The following is a 15,190-nucleotide window of genomic DNA, read 5'->3' as shown; positions in this document are numbered from 1 at the left end:
GCCGCTCAGTAGGCTGTTACACCGGACGAGCCGGCCCCGATTCCTCATGCAGAGTCCGGAGGTGCCCGATGGCGACCGATGTACCGACATTCTGCCCCCTGTGCGCGTCCCGGTGCGGAGCCACCGCCGCGGTCGAAGACGGCCGGTTGCTGTCGCTTCGCCCGCTGCCCGGGCATCCGACCGGGCAGGCGATCTGTGTCAAAGGCAAGGCCGCGCCGGAGATCGTCGAGCATCCGGACCGGCTGCTGCACCCGCTGCGGCGCACCGCTCCGAAGGGCGCGGCCGACCCGGGCTGGGAACGCATTACCTGGGACGAGGCGCTCGACACCGTCGCCGCGCAGCTGACCGTCATCGCCGCGGAGTCCGGGCCGGAGTCGGTGCTGTTCGGCAACGCCTCACCGTCGACATCGGCGATGTCGGACTCGATCGACTGGTACACCCGGCTCCGGCGCGCCTTCGGCAGTCCCAACGCGCTCACCTACATGGAGCTCTGCGGCTGGGGCCGCCACTTGAGCACGCTCAGCACCTGGGGCGAGCCGGTGCCCGGCAGCTACGTGCCCGACCTCGAGAACGCGCGCTGCATCCTCTATTGGGGCTACAACCCATCGGTATCCCGGCTCTCGCATGCCACCGCGACCACCTCCGCGCGGCGAGCCGGCGCCAAGCTCGTCGTGGTCGACCCGCGCAAGGCCGGCCTGGCCAGCAAGGCCGACCAGTGGCTGCGGGTCCGTCCCGGCACGGACGCCGCACTGGCTCTCTCCCTCACCCACGTGATGATCGAGAACGGTTGGTACGACAAGGAATTCGTCACGCGGTGGACGAACGCGCCGCAGCAGGTCACCGCGACCCGGCAGGTGTGGGACCTGATCGTCGAAGAGTGCGCGCAGTTCGCGCCCGAGGCCGCCGAGCAGATCACCGGCGTGCCCGCGGATCAGATAGTCGACACCGCACGGCTGCTTTGGGAGGAGCGGCCGGTGGCGTTCTACACCTGGAGCGGGCTGGAGCAGCAGAGCAACTCCACCCAGACCGCGCGGGCGATTAGCCAGCTCTACGCGCTCACCGGCTGCATCGACGTGCCCGGCGGGAACGTGCTGTTCACGCCGGTGCCGACCAACCCGGTCGACGGGCGGGAGTTCCTGACCGCCGAGCAGCGCGGCGGCGCGATCGGCGTCGGCGACCGGCCGCTCGGCCCGGCGAAGTACGAGTTCGTCACCGGCGAGGACTTCTACCGGGCGGCGCTGGACGGCGTGCCGTACCGGGCGCGCGCACTGGTCAACTTCGGGGCAAACCTGGTGCTGGCCAACGGCGACAGCGCGCGGGGCCGGGCCGCGCTCGGCGCGCTGGATTTCTTCGTCCACACCGATTTGTTCCTCAACCCGACCGCGGAGCAGGCGGATCTCGTGCTGCCGGTGACGAGCGCATGGGAGGCCGCGGCGCTGCGGGTCGGCTTCGAGATCAGCCAGGCCGCGGTGTCGACTGTCCAATTGCGACAGCCGGTGGTCGCCCCGCGCGGCGAGGCGCGGTCCGACCTTCAGGTCATCTTCGACCTGGCGGTCTGGCTGGGGCTGGGCGAGCAGTTCTTCCACGGCGATGTCGAGGCCGCTTGGCAGTACCAGCTCGAACCCAGCGGGCTCACGCTCGACCAGCTGCGGGCAGCTCCGGAAGGCATCCGGCTGCCGCTGGAGACGGTCTACCGCAAGTACGAACAACGCGGCTTCCGGACGCCGTCCGGGCTGGTCGAGCTGTACTCCGAGACGCTGCGGGACCACGGCTACCCGCCGCTGCCGACCTACGCCGAGCCGTCGATCAGCCCGGTCTCCCGGCCGGACCTGACCGCGCGTTACCCGTTGATCCTGACCTGCGCGAAATCGCTGTTCTTCTGCGAAACCCAGCATCGGCAGATCGCCAGCCTGCGCAAGTCCGCGCCCGACCCGACGCTCGAACTGCACCCCGACGCGGCGTCCGCGCGCGGCGTGGAAGCCGGCGACTGGGTGCGGCTGGAGACGCCGCGGGGCAGCATCCGCGCGAAAGCGAAGTTCAACGGCAACCTCAGCCCGGACGTCGTGTGCGGCCAGCACGGCTGGTGGCAGCCGTCGGGCGTGCTGGGCAGCCCCGGCTATCCGGCGGTCGGCGACGGGAGCGCGAACCTGAACCTCGTGCTGAGCCTGGGCCCGAGCGACCCGATCAGCGGCAGCGCGCCGCTGCGGGCCTCGTTGTGCGAGGTGGTCAAGGACTAGGTCCGATTTACGCCAGCTTCCCCCGCCGGCAGTCCGGGAGACTGGTGGGCATGAACCGGTTCCTCTTGGCAAGCAAGGAATTCGGCCGGCGGCTGCGGTCGGTTCGCCCGGCGCACTGGGCGGCGCCGACGCCGTGCGCGGAGTGGAACGTGCGCCAGCTCGTCAACCACGTGGTGCGCGGGAACCGCAACTACGTCGATTTGCTGGCCGGCGGAACGCGGCAGGAGTTTCTGCGGATGCGCGAAGCCGACGCGCTGGGCGACGACCCGCTCGCCGCGTTCGACGCGTCCGTGCAACTCCTCGCCGACGCGTTCGGCCGGCCGGGCGCGCTGGAGCGGAAGCTCGACTATCCGCTCGGCCAAGTCTGCGGGGGTCAGGCGCTGGCTGTCCGCACCACGGACATCGTGATCCACACCTGGGACCTCGCTCGGGCGGTCGGTGCCGACGACCGGCTCGACGCCTCGCTGGTGGCGTGGATCAGCGACGAACTGGAGACGATCTACGCCGGGTTGGCGGAAAGCCCGGTCGCGGCGGAGACGACGCACCGGTTCTTCGCCGCACCGACCGGAACGCTCGGTGCGGACGCGTCCCGGCAGGACTGGCTGCTGCACCGCATGGGCCGGAACCCGCGGCGCGGCTGACGCTCGATCAGCGAGCGGTCAGCCAAGGCGCGAGCAGCGTCTCCAGCGCATCGTCCGACAGCGGCCCGTCGCCGAAGCCCTGCCAGCGGAACGCCTCGCAGGCAGCGTGGTACTCGACGTCGTAAGCGCGCATCAGCACGTACATGAAGCTGCCCGAGTCGAACCGCTCGCCCAGCAGGGTGCGGGCCGTCCGGGCGACGTCGACCGCGGTCGGGCGGCCGTTCACATCGGCCAGCTTCAGTTCCTCAGCCGCCGGATCGAGCAGGCTCGGCGCACACAACAAGACAGCTACTCCACTCTGAATGAATCAACCTTCGGCGGCCAGCTGGCCGCAGGCCGCCGCGATGTCCTGACCACGCGTGTCCCGCACCGTGCACGCCACGCCGCCGGCGTTGACCAGCCGGACGAATTCGCGCTCCACCGGCTTGGGGCTGGCATCCCACTTCGAGCCCGGCGTCGGGTTCAGCGGGATCACGTTCACGTGCACCAGCTGTCCCAGGTGTTTCCGCAGCCGTTTGGCGAGCAGTTCGGCCCGCCACGGCTGGTCGTTGATGTCGCGGATCAGCGCGTACTCGATCGAGACCCGCCGACCGGACGTGTCCGCGTAGTACCGGGCCGCCGACAGCACCTCGTCGATCGACCACCGGTTGTTCACCGGCACCAGCGTGTCACGCAGCTCGTCGTCCGGGGTGTGCAACGACACCGCGAGCCGCACCTGCATTTTTTCGTCGGCCAGTTTGCGGATCGCCGGCGCCAGGCCGACCGTCGACACGGTCACCGAACGCTGGCCGATGCCAAGCCCGCCGGGGGCCGGATCGGTGATCCGGCGGACCGCCGCGACCACGCGCTTGTAGTTCGCCAGCGGCTCGCCCATACCCATGAAGACGATGTTCGACAGCCGGCCCGGGCCGCCCGGCATCGCACCGTCGCGCATCACCGCGGCCGCGTCGCGGACCTGGTCCACGATCTCCGCGGTGGACAGGTTTCGGTCGAGGCCGCCCTGGCCGGTCGCGCAGAACGGGCACGCCATGCCGCAGCCGGCCTGGCTGGAGATGCACAGCGTCGCGCGGTCCGGGTAGCGCATCAGGACGCTTTCCAGCAGCGTTCCGTCGTGCGCGCGCCACAGCGTCTTGCGAGTGGCACCGCGGTCCGCCTCCAGCGCGCGCACCTCGGTGAGCAGCGGCGGCATCAGGTCCGCCACGAGCCGCTCACGGGAGGCGGCCGGGATGTCGGTCATCTCCGCCGGGTCAACGGTGAGCCGCGAGAAGTAGTGATTCGACAACTGCTTGGCGCGGAACGCCTTCTCCCCCAGTTCGACGACCGCTTCGGCCCGCTCGGCAACGGTGAGGTCGGCGAGATGGCGCGGCGGGAGGCCGCGCTTGGGCGCGTCGAAAACAAGGGGGAGGGCAGTCATAGCTCAGCTAGTGTCCCATGCCCGGAAAAACGCCGTCCGAGCCGCCCTGCCGACCTGTACGCTGAGTCACCATCGTCGGCGCTGCGCTGGGCCGATCAGTAGTAGGTGCGCAACGCCGGCCACCGCGCCGACCACGTACCGCGCACGCCGGAACACTGCTCCAGCACCCCATCGTGTTCGTCGTTCTTCAGCCCGACCCCGTTGTCCACCCGGCCGAGCCGGCGGCACCCGGCGAAGTTCGCCGGGACGTCGAGCGTGCCGGCGAGATGGATCAGCAGCACCGGGCCGTTCGCGGAATCGGGCGGCGGGCCCCAGTCCGCGAAACTCATGTGCCCGGAATACGCGGCGGGCAGCCCGTAATCCGGTCCATACCGTGCGATCGCGCCTGCTTCGCCATAGTTCTGCGCGTAAATGACCGCCCGGTCCCGGTCCGGGAGGCGCTGCCAGGCGACGGCGACTTGCCGGACCAGTTGCGGCCAGCCGACCTGTTCGCCTTGTTCTTTGTTCACCGAGTTCACGAAACCCAGCGCATTCGGCGGTAGCACCGGCAGCACGACGATGGCGTTCACCGCGGCGGAGAACACCACGATCGTCGGCAGAACCCAGCCGCGCCGTCCCCGCGCCGCCCACTGCACCGCCGGCTCCGCGCCCGCCGCGAGCAAAACGATCACCAGCGGGATGACGTAATACGCCTTGCCGCCCAACGCCAGAACGACGACCGCGACCAACGGGTAGGCGATCGCGAACGTCCGCAGCTTCGGCGTGCGCCACAGGCGAAGCCACCCGGCCACCCAGATCGGCACCAGCGGAGGTGCCAGGTAAATGAGCTGGAACGGGACGAACGAGATCCGGTTTTCCAGCCCTTGCTTGCGATCGATCCCGGCGGCGACGGTCAGTTGGGGCCAGCCGTGCGTCATCTGCCACCAGAGGTTGGGCGCGGCGATCAGGAGTGCGAGGACCATCCCGGCGGGCAGCCACCACGTGCGCAGTGCGGCGCGGGGACCGGCCAGCAGGAGCCCGGCGGCGAGTCCGGCCACGGCCAGGACGACCAGGTACTTGTTCAGCAGCGCGACGCCGGTGACCGCGCCGATCGCCAGGTACCAGCGCGGCTCGCCGGTGCGCAGCAGCCGGGCGACGAAGAGGCAGAGCAGAAGCCAGAACAGGATGTCGAAGGTCGGCGTGGACACCAGGTGTCCGGAAGCGAGAACCATCGACGACACCGCGGTCGTGACGGCGGCGAGGAATTGGGCGCGGCGACCGGCGCCGAACTCGCGGGCGAGCAGTGCGACCACAACGACGGTGAAGGCGTAGGCGATTGCCGCGACAACGCGAAGTCCGGTCGGGGTGTCGCCGAACAGCGCGATGCTGGCGCGGGCGAGCACCGGCGTCAGCGGGGGCTGGTCGACGTAGCCCCAGGCGAGGTGCTGGCCGGCGACCCGGAAGTACAGCTCGTCGCGGTGATAGCCGTACCGGCTGGAAAGCGCGAGGAGCGCGGCGGCGGGTGCGACCGCGGTCGCCGCGACCGGGCCTGCGGCGAACTTGGCGGGTACCGGCACGACCACCGGGCAATCATGTCAGCCGGTGTGCTGCCGCGGAGGCTATTCGGCCCGGTCTGGAGCTACGCCGGTAAGTCGGCCGGGCGCGTACGGGAAGCGCTCCGGCTGCACGGATCGTGGCGGACCTCGTTGCTGGCCTGCCCGGCCGCTAAACCGGTTCCACCGTTGCCGGGAGCGGTACCTCCCGCAGCGCCGCCAGCACCGCGTTCACCGCCGCCCGGCGAGGCGAACCGCGGCGGGCGACCGCGACGATCGTGCGCGTGACCGGCGCCGCCAGCGGTTTGGTCGCGACCCGGTACCGCGGATCCACCGCCAGCCCGGGCAGCAACGCGATCGACAGTCCGGCTTCGACGTGCTGCAACGTCATCAGGTAGTTGCTGAACCGGCACGCCGCGCGCGGCTCGAAGCCCGACTCGCGACAGAGCCGCAGGGTCAGGTTCGCCAGGTAGGAGTGCGGGATGTCCAGCGCCCACGGCTCGCCCGCGTAGTCGGCGAGCACCGCCGGTCCCGCCGGATCGGCCCGGTCGAGCGCGGTGACCAGCACGATCGGGTCGGTCGCCAGCCGGATGATCTCCAGGTCCGGGCCGAGCGGCAGGTCCGCGAAGTCGGTCGTGGTGATGACGACGTCGCTGTCCCCGGCCCGCAGCGCACGCACGCTTTCGTGCGGTTCTCGTTCCGCCAGTTCGGTTTCCAGCCGCGGGAAGGTCTCGGCGAGCCTCCTCGCCGCGGGCACCGCGAAGGTGTGCAAGGAGCTCTGGAACGCACCGAGGCGGACGAGCCCGGCCGGTTCGTCACCGCGCAGTTCGGCCTCGACCGCGTCGAGATGGTCGAGGATCGCCCGCGCCTGCCAAGCCAGCTTCTGCCCGGCCGGGGTCAGCCGGACCCGGCGCCCGGTGCGCTCCAGCAGCCGGGTGCGGGTTTCCGTCTCCAGCACCGCGAGCTGGTGCGACACCGTCGAGGCGCTGAGGTTCACGTCCTGGGCCACCGCGCGGACCGTGCCGAGCACGGCCAGCCGGCTCAGCAAGCGAAGTCGCCACGGGTTCAGCATTGTTCGATGCTATCGAACAGGCAACCGCAAACTGTGAGATAGACGCGGCGCTCGACCCGGCCTTACCGTCGCTGACATGGGCACCGACACCTTCTGGTCCGACGTCGACCGGCACCTCGTCCGCTACTCCGGCCCCGGCTCGTTCACCGGCGAGATCATCGACCGCGCCGAGGGCAGCTTCGTCTACACCGAGGACGGGCGGCGGATCCTGGACTTCACGTCCGGGCAGATGAGCGCGATCCTCGGGCACGCGCACCCGGAGATCGTCGAGACCGTCCGGAAGCAGGCGGCGAAGCTCGACCACCTGTTCAGCGGAATGCTGAGCCGCCCCGTGGTCGACCTTGCCCGCCGGCTCGCCGACACGCTGCCCGCGCCGCTGGAGAAAGCGCTGCTGCTCACCACCGGCGCCGAGTCCAACGAGGCCGCGCTGCGGATGGCCAAGCTGGTGACCGGAAAACACGAGATCGTCTCGTTCGCGCGCTCCTGGCACGGCATGACCCAGGCCGCGGCGAGCGCGACCTACAGCGCCGGTCGCAAGGGCTACGGACCGTCCGCGCCGGGCAACTTCGCCATCCCGGTGCCCAGCGGCCCGGACTGGCCGCACCAGCTCGACCTCGCGTTCGACCTGATCGACGCGCAATCGGTCGGCAGCCTCGCCGCCTGCCTGGTGGAACCGATCCTCAGCTCCGGCGGCATCCTCGTGCCGCCGCCCGGGTACTTCGCCGCGCTGCACCGGAAATGCCGGGAGCGCGACATGTTGCTGATCCTGGACGAGGCGCAGACCGGGTTGTGCCGCACCGGAAGCTGGTACGCCTTCGAGCACGAGGGAATCGTCCCGGATCTGCTCACCGTGTCGAAAACGCTGGGTGCCGGGCTGCCCCTCGCCGCGGTGCTGACCAGCGCGGCGATCGAGGAGGAGGCGCACGCCTGGGGGTACCTCTTCTTCACGACGCACGTGTCCGACCCGCTCCCCGCGGCGGTCGGGAACACCGTGCTGGACGTGCTGATCCGCGACCGGCTCGACGAACGCGCCCGCGTCCTGGGCGACCGGCTGCGCGCCGGTCTGGACCAGATCGCGGCCGGGCACTCGTCGGTCGGCGAGATCCGCGGACGGGGTCTGCTGGCCGGTCTGGAACTGAACGGGGCGGGCCCGGACGCGGACAAGCTCGGGGCGCGGGTGACGCAGCGATGCCTGGAGCTGGGGCTGCACATGAACATCGTCCAGCTGCCCGGAATGGGCGGGGTGTTCCGGATCGCGCCGCCGCTGACGGCGACGGAGGAGGAGATCGACCTGGGACTGTCGATCCTGGACGAGGCGATCGGAGACGCTTCGCGGGACTGACCGACCCGGCGCGGTGACCGGCTCCCCGGTCGCCGCGCTGGCCGGACTCCGCACTGTCAGGACGCCGGGAACGAAGCCCGCATCCGGATGAGCGGGGCCGCCGCGCCGGCCAGCAGGACCGCGCATCCGGCCTGGACCAGGAGGAACCACAGCGGGCAGGCGCCCGGAATCAGGTCCACCCCGATGATCGCGACCGGTGCCACGATCGAGATCAGCCGGGCCCGCTGGTAGGCCGCGCGCCGTCCCCGCTGCGCGAGCAGGACCAGCCAGTAGGCGATCGCGGCACTGGCCAGGACGACGGCCGAGCGGGTCCACATGAAGCTGGTCGCCTCGCCGCCGGCGAGCGCCAGCACGACGACGGCGCCGAAAACGGCGGCACCGGCCACTCCGTACCCGGCAATGAACCCCTTCGCCAGGCTGAACGGGCGGGCACCGGTGGCTTCCACGGTCTGCATGTCTGTTCTCCCTTGTGTTTTCCTGCGGTGCCAAGAACGCTAGAAAACGCTGGGCCGACCCGGTATGGGTCTGGGCGCACGAGCGGGTGGGTCTGGACCCACTCCTGCACCGCTCGGGCTGGAATCCGGCCTTTCGCGGTGCACAGTGGACCGCGAAGCCGGGTCGAATGGGGGAGGAAGCTGATGGTGAAGTCGTGGCTGAGCGGTATCGGCGTGGGATTCGTGCGCGCCGCCCAGGCCGCGGGCGTGGCCATGCTGGTCCCAGCCGTCTGGGCGGCCGCGTACGCAGTGTGGCAGTGGTGGGGCGGCAACCCGTGGTCGTGGATCGCGCCGTTCGTGTGGGCGGTGATCGGGACGCTGCTGCTGGCGCGCCCGGTGTGCCAGCTGAGCCGGGCGCTGGTCGCGAACTGGACCGGAATCGCGCTCCCGCCCGGGTATCGCGAACTTCCGCCGATCACCCAGCTGTCGACCGGGTACTGGTGGAACGGCCATTCCTACTCGCGCACCAGCGAAGAGGCCCGTCGCGAGCAGCGGCTGAAGAGCTGGCGCTACGACCCCGCTACCTGTCGCGACCTGCGGTTCACTCTGCTCGCGCCGATCTCGTTCGGCTTGGTCGCGCTGATTCCGGTGCTCGGCGTCCTGGCGGCCGTGCTGACGCTGTTCAGCTCGTTGCCGAAGATATCCGCCCTCGGCCCGCTACTGGTGGCCATCGCGACCGCGCCGTTCGCGTGGCGAACCATCATCCCCGTCGCGAACCGGCTCCTGGGCGCGTCGGCCGCGATGACGCTGGCCGAGCGCGTGGACGTGCTGACCGCCCAGCGGGCGGACACCACGATCGCGCAAGCCGCCGAGATCCGCCGCATCGAACGGGACCTGCACGACGGCGCACAGGCCCGGCTGGTCGCGGTCGGTCTCGCGTTGGCCACCGCGGAGAAGCTGATGGAGACGGATCCGGTACAGGCCAAGGAACTCCTGCGCGACGCCCGCGCCGGTGCGGCTACCTCGCTGACCGAGCTGCGCGAACTCGTCCGCGGCATCAGCCCGCCGGTGCTCACCGAACGGGGCCTCGCCGACGCAGTGCGCGCGATGGCGCTGGACAGCCCGCTCGAAGTGATCGTCGATGCTGGCCCACTGCCGAAGCTCGACCCGCCGGTCGAGTCCGCGCTGTACTTCAGCATCGCCGAACTGCTGACCAACGCGATCAAGCACGCGCACGCTTCCCAGGTCCAGATTACCGTTACCCGCGAAGGAAACCAGCTGCGCGCCGAGGTACGGGACAATGGCCGCGGCGGTGCCGGGATCCACTCCGGCGGCGGGCTCGCCGGACTGCGCCGCCGCCTCGCCGTCTTCGACGGGACGTTCGAGATCAGCAGCCCGGAAGGCGGACCGACCAGGGCGTGGATGATGGTGCCATGCGAATCGTCGTAGCCGAGGACCTGTATCTGTTGCGGGACGGGATGGTCCGGCTCCTGCAGGCGTACGGCCACGCGGTGGTGGCGACCGCGGCCACCGGCCCGGAAACCGTCGCCGCGCTGCGCGAACACCGGCCGGACGTGGCGGTGGTGGACGTCCGGATGCCGCCGACCCAGACCGACGAGGGGCTGCGCGCGGCACTGGCGGCGCGCCGCGAAACACCCGGCTTGCCGGTGCTCATCCTGTCGCAGCACGTCGAGCAGCTCTACGCCCGGGAGTTGCTGACCGACGGCGCCAGCGGAGTCGGATACCTCTTGAAGGACAGCGTTTTCGAGGCCGAGCAATTCATCGACGCGTTGGAACGCGTGGCGGCCGGCGGCACGGCGATGGACCCGGCGGTGATCACGAAGCTGCTGACGAGCGGGTCGCCGGACCAGCGTCTGGCCGGCCTGACCGATCGGGAACGGTCGGTGCTGGAGCTGATGGCGGAGGGGTTGTCGAACCAGGCCATCGCGGGGCGGCTGTTCTTGAGCGAGAGCGCGATCAGCAAGTACACCACGTCGCTGTTCGGGAAGCTGGGGATTTCGGACGACGACACCGGGAATCGGCGGGTGCTGGCCGTCTTGCGGTATCTGAACCGGGGTTAGCCGGGTCTCACAACCGGATCGACTTCTGGTTCATGAATTCCGCGATCCCCGCCGGCCCCAGTTCCCGGCCCATCCCCGACCGCTTGATCCCGCCGAACGGCAGGTCCGCCTGCGATCCGCCGGACTTGTTGAAATACACCATTCCGGTCTCCAGCCGATCGGCCACCTTCCGCATCCGGACCGGGTCGGTCCCGAACACTGCCCCGCCCAAACCGAACGGCGAATCGTTCGCGATCGAAACAGCGTGCTCGTCCGATTCCGCTCGGAACAGGATCGCCACCGGCCCGAAAATCTCTTCTCGGTAGGCGTCCATTTCCGCCGTCACCTCAGTCAGCACGGTCGCTTCCAGGTACGCTCCTTCCCCGCGCCGGCCGCCGGTCCGCAACGTCGCGCCCTGCTCGACCGCGCGCGTTACCTGGGCGGCCACCTCGTCCGCGGCCGCCACCGAAGCCAGCGGGGGCAGCTTCGCGGCCGGGTCGGACGGATCGCCCGGGACGTAGTAGTCCGCGACCCGCTTGGTGAACCGGTCCACGAACTCGTCGTAGAGATCTGCCAGCACGATGATCCGCTTGGGCGCGTTGCAGGACTGGCCGCAGTTGCGCATCCGGGCGGTCGCGACCGCCCGGACCGTCTCGTCCAGGTCCGGGCTGTCCAGTACTACCAGCGGATCCGACCCGCCCAGCTCCAGCACGCAGCGCTTCAGGTTGCGCCCCGCCTCGGCGGCCACCGAGACCCCGGCTTGCTCGCTGCCGGTCAGCGAAACGCCCTGAATGCGCGGGTCGGCGAGCATCCACGGCACCTGGCGGCTCGACGCGAACACGTTCGCGTACACCTCAGCCGGTACGCCCGCCTCGTGCAGGATTCCCTCGATCGCCACCGCCGAGCGCGGGCAGATCGACGCGTGCTTCAGCAGGATCGTGTTGCCCAGCACCAGATTCGGTGCGACGAACCGAGCCACCTGGTAGCACGGGAAGTTCCACGGCATCACGCCGAGCAGCGCGCCGATCGGCTCCTTGCGGATGACCGCCGCGCCGCCGCGGATCGGGAGCGGCTGGTCGGCGAGCAGAGCCGGGCCGTTCTCCGCGTAGTAGCGGAAGATGTCCACCACGATGCCGACCTCGCCGCGGCCCTCGTTGATCCGCTTGCCCATTTCGAGCGTCATGATCGCGGCCAGCTCGTCGGCGCGCTGCTCGAACAGGTCCGCGGCCCGCGCGACGATCGCCGCCCGTTCCGCGACCGGGCGGTCCCGCCAGGCCGGATATCCGCCGGCCACCCGCTCGATCGCCGCGCGGACCTCGGCGTCGGTCGCGTTGTCGATCTCCTCGATCAGCTGGCCTGTGGTCGGGTCGGTCACCGTGTACATCGCGGTCTCCCTGCGGTCGGCATCTGCGCGTCCACTGTATTGCATACAGTATTCCGAATCCAGTCACCGTGCGTGGTCATCCCTTGACTCAGCGGAACGCCTGCCGTATGGTCTAGACCACCAATTCTCCCCTCTCCGCCCGCGCACCACCCCACCGCGGGCCGGTCGGTCGCGCCCCGGTGCTGCCGTCGTCCGCCGGCGCGGGAGCGGGCCCGGCTTCGAAGGAGCCAGCAATGCCCCGCAAACGCTCGATCCTCGCCGCTCTCGGCGGCGTGGTGCTCGCTCCGGCGCTGATGCTGATCGGACCCGGCATCGCCAGCGCGCACGGCTACGTGAACTCCCCGCCGAGCCGGCAGGCCCAGTGCGCGGACGGAACCGTGTCCTGCGGCGACATCCAGTGGGAACCGCAGAGCGTCGAGGGCCCGAAGGGCCTGCACAGCTGCAGCGGCGGCGTCGACCGGTTCGCCGACCTCGACGACGACAGCAAGGGCTGGACGGTCACCCCGGTCGGCAGCCAGGTCACGTTCGACTGGGTCTTCACCGCCCGGCACCGCACCCTGGACTACGAGTACTACATCGGCAACACCATGGTCGCGAGCTTCAGCGGCAACGACTCCATCCCGCCGGAGACCGTCTCGCACCAGGTCGACCTCAGTGCCTATCCCGGACCGCGGAAGGTGCTCGCGGTGTGGAACATCGCGGATACCGGCAACGCGTTCTACGCCTGCATCGACCTGAACGTCGGCGGATAGCCCGCCCGGCGGCCGGTCCGTGAGGGACCCCTCGAGGGAATCCAAGTCCCGCAAGGGTCCCTTCACGGACACGCCAGTGGACCGCTCGGCGCCTGAGACAAGCGCTGAGCCAGCTCCCAGCGTCAGGGAAAGCCAGCTTTGATCTCAGGCGCCGAACAACTCCAAGATGCCCCGAGGCGCCTCACTGCCGAAGCACAGTTCCAGCGTTTGCGCCGACGCCGCGGCCGACTTCGCGCTGCGCGGGAACAGCTCCGCCTCGTACTCGGCGAGCGCACGCTCCACTTCCCCCGGATGCCGCGCCAGCGCGAGCCCGAGCTCCGCACCGTCCAGCATGGCGAGGTTCGCGCCCTCGCCCGCGAACGGCGACATGAGGTGCGCGGCGTCGCCCAGCAGCGTCACGCCCGGAACCCGGGACCACGAATGTCCGATCGGCAGCGCGTGGATCAGCCTCGGTACGAGCGCGCCGTCCGCGTCCACGACCAGCGCGCGAAGCCGCTCGGACCAGCCGTCGAACTGGTTCAGCACAGCGGCTTTCCCGGCCGCCGCATCAGTGAAGTCGACCGAGTCGACCCAGTCTTCCGGTACGCGGAGGGCGACGTAAACGTGCAGACTGCCGTCCGGCTCGCGGTGCGAAAGGAACCCCTTGTCCGCGCCCAGCGCGAAGGTCATCCCGCCGCCGAGCAGCGCGGCGGCGGCCGGATGGCGCACGTCCGCCTCGAGAAGGTCGATCTCGACGAACGAGATTCCGGTGTAGGCCGGCTGCTCCGGCGAGACGAGCGACCGGACCCGCGACCAGGCCCCGTCCGCGCCCACCAGCAGGTCGGTGGTCAGCGACGTGCCGTCGGCGAGGACGAGCCGGTGCGGCCCACCAGGCAGCCCTTCGGCGGCGACGACTTTCGTGCCCCACCGGACGGTGCCCTCGGGGAGGGAGTCGAGGAGGAGGTCGCGAAGGGCGCCGCGTTCCGCTTCCGGCCGATCACCGGCTCCGTCGTCGGGTTGGGAATGCCTGAGTGTCGCGGCGCGGTCGTAGACGCGGGTTTCCTGGCCTCCGGCATGGACGAGACCGAGGAATTCGGAATGGAGGCCGGCAGCGCGGAGGGCGACCTGGCCGGCGTCTTCGTGAATGTCGAGCATCCCGCCCTGAGTGCGTGCGGTCGGGGACGCGTCCAGATCAAGGACAGTGGCTTCGATGCCGTGGACGTGGAGAACGCGGGCGAGGGTGAGGCCGCCGAGGCCGGCACCGACGATGGTGATGGTCATGGGGTGCTCCAGGTTTCGTTCCAGTGGGTACCTGAGCCACTCTAACGAACATGTTCGTTACGAACAAGTTCGTTCGCGAGTGACCTGGGTCAACCCGCCTGTCGACGATGCCCGCTCCGAGTCGGCTGCCCGAACGCAGCGCGCCATCCGTTCACGACGAAGCCACGACCTCACCATCCGAGGGAGGCGAAGGTCCGGCCTGACCATCTGCTCGAGGCGAAGGCACGGCCTGACCATCCGAGGGAGGCGAAGGCACGGCCTGACCATCCGCTCCAGACGAAGGCACGGCCGGTGCCGTCTTGCCGGACACCTGAGCAATCGTTTGGTCGCCGCGTCCCCGGGCCGCGCCGCCACTCGTTCGATGGCGACCCACATCACCTTGCGCGGCCGGAACATTCGCCGGGTCCGCGCGTTGTACAGAGTGTCGGTACGGAGGTGCCCCCGGGCCTCACCTTCTGCCTTCCAGGAATACCGGTCCGGCCGGAGCCTGGTCGTGCCACTCGCCGCGAGGCGGCCCCCGTACCGGCGACGAACCACCCGTCCCGCGCATCTGCTCCCCCTCAGGCGCGGGGACGGGAACCGGTGCTCCTGCTCCCGCCGGCCGGTCAACCCCCAGCCGGTCCGGAGGAGAGCGGGAGCACACCCCTACCCGGCGGGGCGGGAATTTTCCCGGCCCGCAAGCGTTGTACTCAGGAGCCGGTGCGGTGATGTCCCCGGGCCTCACCACACTGCCTTCCAGGAATACCGGCTCCGTCCGGAGCCTGGTCGCGCTACTCGCCGCGCAGGCGACCACCGCACCGGCCCCCAAACCCCCCGTCCGCAGCGGCATCTCCCCCCAGTGCCCCGCGCGGACGGGGTCCCCGCGCCCCCGCCGCCGGGCCCAACCGGTCGACGCGGGGCGCCCCTGGCTACCCCGCTCGCAGCGCCCGCTCCCGCACGGTCGCGCAGCGGGGACATGTGTCCCGCCCGGCCGCCGGCCCCCCACCGGAACGGCCGGGCGGGACAGCCCGATCTTGTTTCCCGGCAACGGGTTGTCCGACCGGTGCGGCGGGTTGGCCGGAA

The 15,190-nt window shown here is 70.4% G+C and carries 13 protein-coding genes; 6 read left to right on the top strand and 7 right to left on the bottom strand.

Going from position 1 to position 15,190, the window contains the following annotated elements; all coding sequences use genetic code 11:
• Positions 1–68: 68 nt before the first annotated feature.
• Together AMYBE_RS0101310 and AMYBE_RS0101305 are read left to right on the top strand one after the other, a co-directional pair.
• A complete protein-coding gene (locus tag AMYBE_RS0101310) occupies positions 69–2,237 on the top strand; it encodes a molybdopterin-containing oxidoreductase family protein (RefSeq protein WP_020657519.1) in 2,169 nt (722 codons plus the stop codon).
• A 50-nt stretch (positions 2,238–2,287) separates the two neighbouring features.
• Entirely contained in the window at positions 2,288–2,878 is a 591-nt protein-coding gene (locus tag AMYBE_RS0101305; protein ID WP_020657518.1) for a TIGR03086 family metal-binding protein, read from the top strand.
• Between the two features lie 7 nt (positions 2,879–2,885).
• Here AMYBE_RS0101305 and AMYBE_RS0101300 read toward each other — a convergent pair whose 3' ends face one another.
• The 4 genes from AMYBE_RS0101300 to AMYBE_RS0101285 form a co-directional block, all read right to left on the bottom strand.
• Entirely contained in the window at positions 2,886–3,161 is a 276-nt protein-coding gene (locus tag AMYBE_RS0101300) for a hypothetical protein (protein ID WP_020657517.1), read from the bottom strand.
• Between the two features lie 24 nt (positions 3,162–3,185).
• A complete protein-coding gene (gene rlmN, locus AMYBE_RS0101295) occupies positions 3,186–4,292 on the bottom strand; it encodes a dual-specificity RNA methyltransferase RlmN (protein WP_020657516.1) in 1,107 nt (368 codons plus the stop codon).
• Positions 4,293–4,387: 95 nt separating this feature from the next.
• Entirely contained in the window at positions 4,388–5,854 is a 1,467-nt protein-coding gene (locus tag AMYBE_RS0101290) for an ArnT family glycosyltransferase (protein ID WP_020657515.1), read from the bottom strand.
• Between the two features lie 142 nt (positions 5,855–5,996).
• A complete protein-coding gene (locus tag AMYBE_RS0101285; protein ID WP_020657514.1) occupies positions 5,997–6,896 on the bottom strand; it encodes a LysR family transcriptional regulator in 900 nt (299 codons plus the stop codon).
• 76 nt (positions 6,897–6,972) lie between these two features.
• On the opposite strand from AMYBE_RS0101285, the gene AMYBE_RS0101280 reads away from it, so the two are divergent.
• On the top strand, positions 6,973–8,238 hold the full coding sequence (locus AMYBE_RS0101280; protein WP_020657513.1) for an aspartate aminotransferase family protein: 1,266 nt from the start codon (positions 6,973–6,975) through the stop codon (positions 8,236–8,238).
• 56 nt (positions 8,239–8,294) lie between these two features.
• On the opposite strand, the gene AMYBE_RS0101275 is transcribed toward AMYBE_RS0101280, so the two are convergent.
• Positions 8,295–8,693 (bottom strand): hypothetical protein, encoded by a 399-nt coding sequence (locus tag AMYBE_RS0101275; protein ID WP_020657512.1) that lies wholly within the window; start codon positions 8,691–8,693, stop codon positions 8,295–8,297.
• A 183-nt stretch (positions 8,694–8,876) separates the two neighbouring features.
• On the opposite strand from AMYBE_RS0101275, the gene AMYBE_RS0101270 reads away from it, so the two are divergent.
• Both AMYBE_RS0101270 and AMYBE_RS0101265 read left to right on the top strand, forming a co-directional pair.
• A complete protein-coding gene (locus AMYBE_RS0101270) occupies positions 8,877–10,121 on the top strand; it encodes a sensor histidine kinase (protein ID WP_020657511.1) in 1,245 nt (414 codons plus the stop codon).
• Positions 10,106–10,753 (top strand): response regulator transcription factor, encoded by a 648-nt coding sequence (locus AMYBE_RS0101265; protein ID WP_020657510.1) that lies wholly within the window; start codon positions 10,106–10,108, stop codon positions 10,751–10,753. Before AMYBE_RS0101270 ends, AMYBE_RS0101265 begins: the two co-directional genes overlap by 16 nt.
• A 7-nt stretch (positions 10,754–10,760) precedes the next feature.
• On the opposite strand, the gene AMYBE_RS0101260 is transcribed toward AMYBE_RS0101265, so the two are convergent.
• Complete coding sequence (locus AMYBE_RS0101260; protein WP_020657509.1) at positions 10,761–12,116, bottom strand: NAD-dependent succinate-semialdehyde dehydrogenase; 1,356 nt, start codon at positions 12,114–12,116, stop codon at positions 10,761–10,763.
• A gap of 233 nt (positions 12,117–12,349) precedes the next feature.
• On the opposite strand from AMYBE_RS0101260, the gene AMYBE_RS0101255 reads away from it, so the two are divergent.
• Positions 12,350–12,868, top strand: coding sequence for a lytic polysaccharide monooxygenase auxiliary activity family 9 protein (locus AMYBE_RS0101255; protein WP_020657508.1), 519 nt, complete (start codon positions 12,350–12,352; stop codon positions 12,866–12,868).
• Positions 12,869–13,012: 144 nt separating this feature from the next.
• Here AMYBE_RS0101255 and AMYBE_RS0101250 read toward each other — a convergent pair whose 3' ends face one another.
• On the bottom strand, positions 13,013–14,128 hold the full coding sequence (locus AMYBE_RS0101250; RefSeq protein ID WP_020657507.1) for an FAD-dependent oxidoreductase: 1,116 nt from the start codon (positions 14,126–14,128) through the stop codon (positions 13,013–13,015).
• Positions 14,129–15,190 lie beyond the last annotated feature (1,062 nt).

The sequence above is a fragment of the Amycolatopsis benzoatilytica AK 16/65 genome (assembly GCF_000383915.1).
Classification (GTDB): Bacteria; Actinomycetota; Actinomycetes; order Mycobacteriales; family Pseudonocardiaceae; genus Amycolatopsis; species Amycolatopsis benzoatilytica.
This window is presented reverse-complemented; position numbering and strand designations above follow the sequence as displayed.

Bases quoted from the DNA above. Each gene is read 5' to 3' on its own strand.
- AMYBE_RS0101310 (WP_020657519.1), top strand. From the start codon at position 69: ATGGCGACCGATGTACCGACATTCTGCCCCCTGTGCGCGTCCCGGTGC.
- AMYBE_RS0101305 (WP_020657518.1), top strand. From the start codon at position 2,288: ATGAACCGGTTCCTCTTGGCAAGCAAGGAATTCGGCCGGCGGCTGCGG.
- rlmN (WP_020657516.1), bottom strand. From the start codon at position 4,292: ATGACTGCCCTCCCCCTTGTTTTCGACGCGCCCAAGCGCGGCCTCCCG.
- AMYBE_RS0101285 (WP_020657514.1), bottom strand. From the start codon at position 6,896: ATGCTGAACCCGTGGCGACTTCGCTTGCTGAGCCGGCTGGCCGTGCTC.
- AMYBE_RS0101280 (WP_020657513.1), top strand. From the start codon at position 6,973: ATGGGCACCGACACCTTCTGGTCCGACGTCGACCGGCACCTCGTCCGC.
- AMYBE_RS0101275 (WP_020657512.1), bottom strand. From the start codon at position 8,693: ATGCAGACCGTGGAAGCCACCGGTGCCCGCCCGTTCAGCCTGGCGAAG.
- AMYBE_RS0101270 (WP_020657511.1), top strand. From the start codon at position 8,877: ATGGTGAAGTCGTGGCTGAGCGGTATCGGCGTGGGATTCGTGCGCGCC.
- AMYBE_RS0101265 (WP_020657510.1), top strand. From the start codon at position 10,106: ATGCGAATCGTCGTAGCCGAGGACCTGTATCTGTTGCGGGACGGGATG.
- AMYBE_RS0101260 (WP_020657509.1), bottom strand. From the start codon at position 12,116: ATGTACACGGTGACCGACCCGACCACAGGCCAGCTGATCGAGGAGATC.
- AMYBE_RS0101255 (WP_020657508.1), top strand. From the start codon at position 12,350: ATGCCCCGCAAACGCTCGATCCTCGCCGCTCTCGGCGGCGTGGTGCTC.
- AMYBE_RS0101250 (WP_020657507.1), bottom strand. From the start codon at position 14,128: ATGACCATCACCATCGTCGGTGCCGGCCTCGGCGGCCTCACCCTCGCC.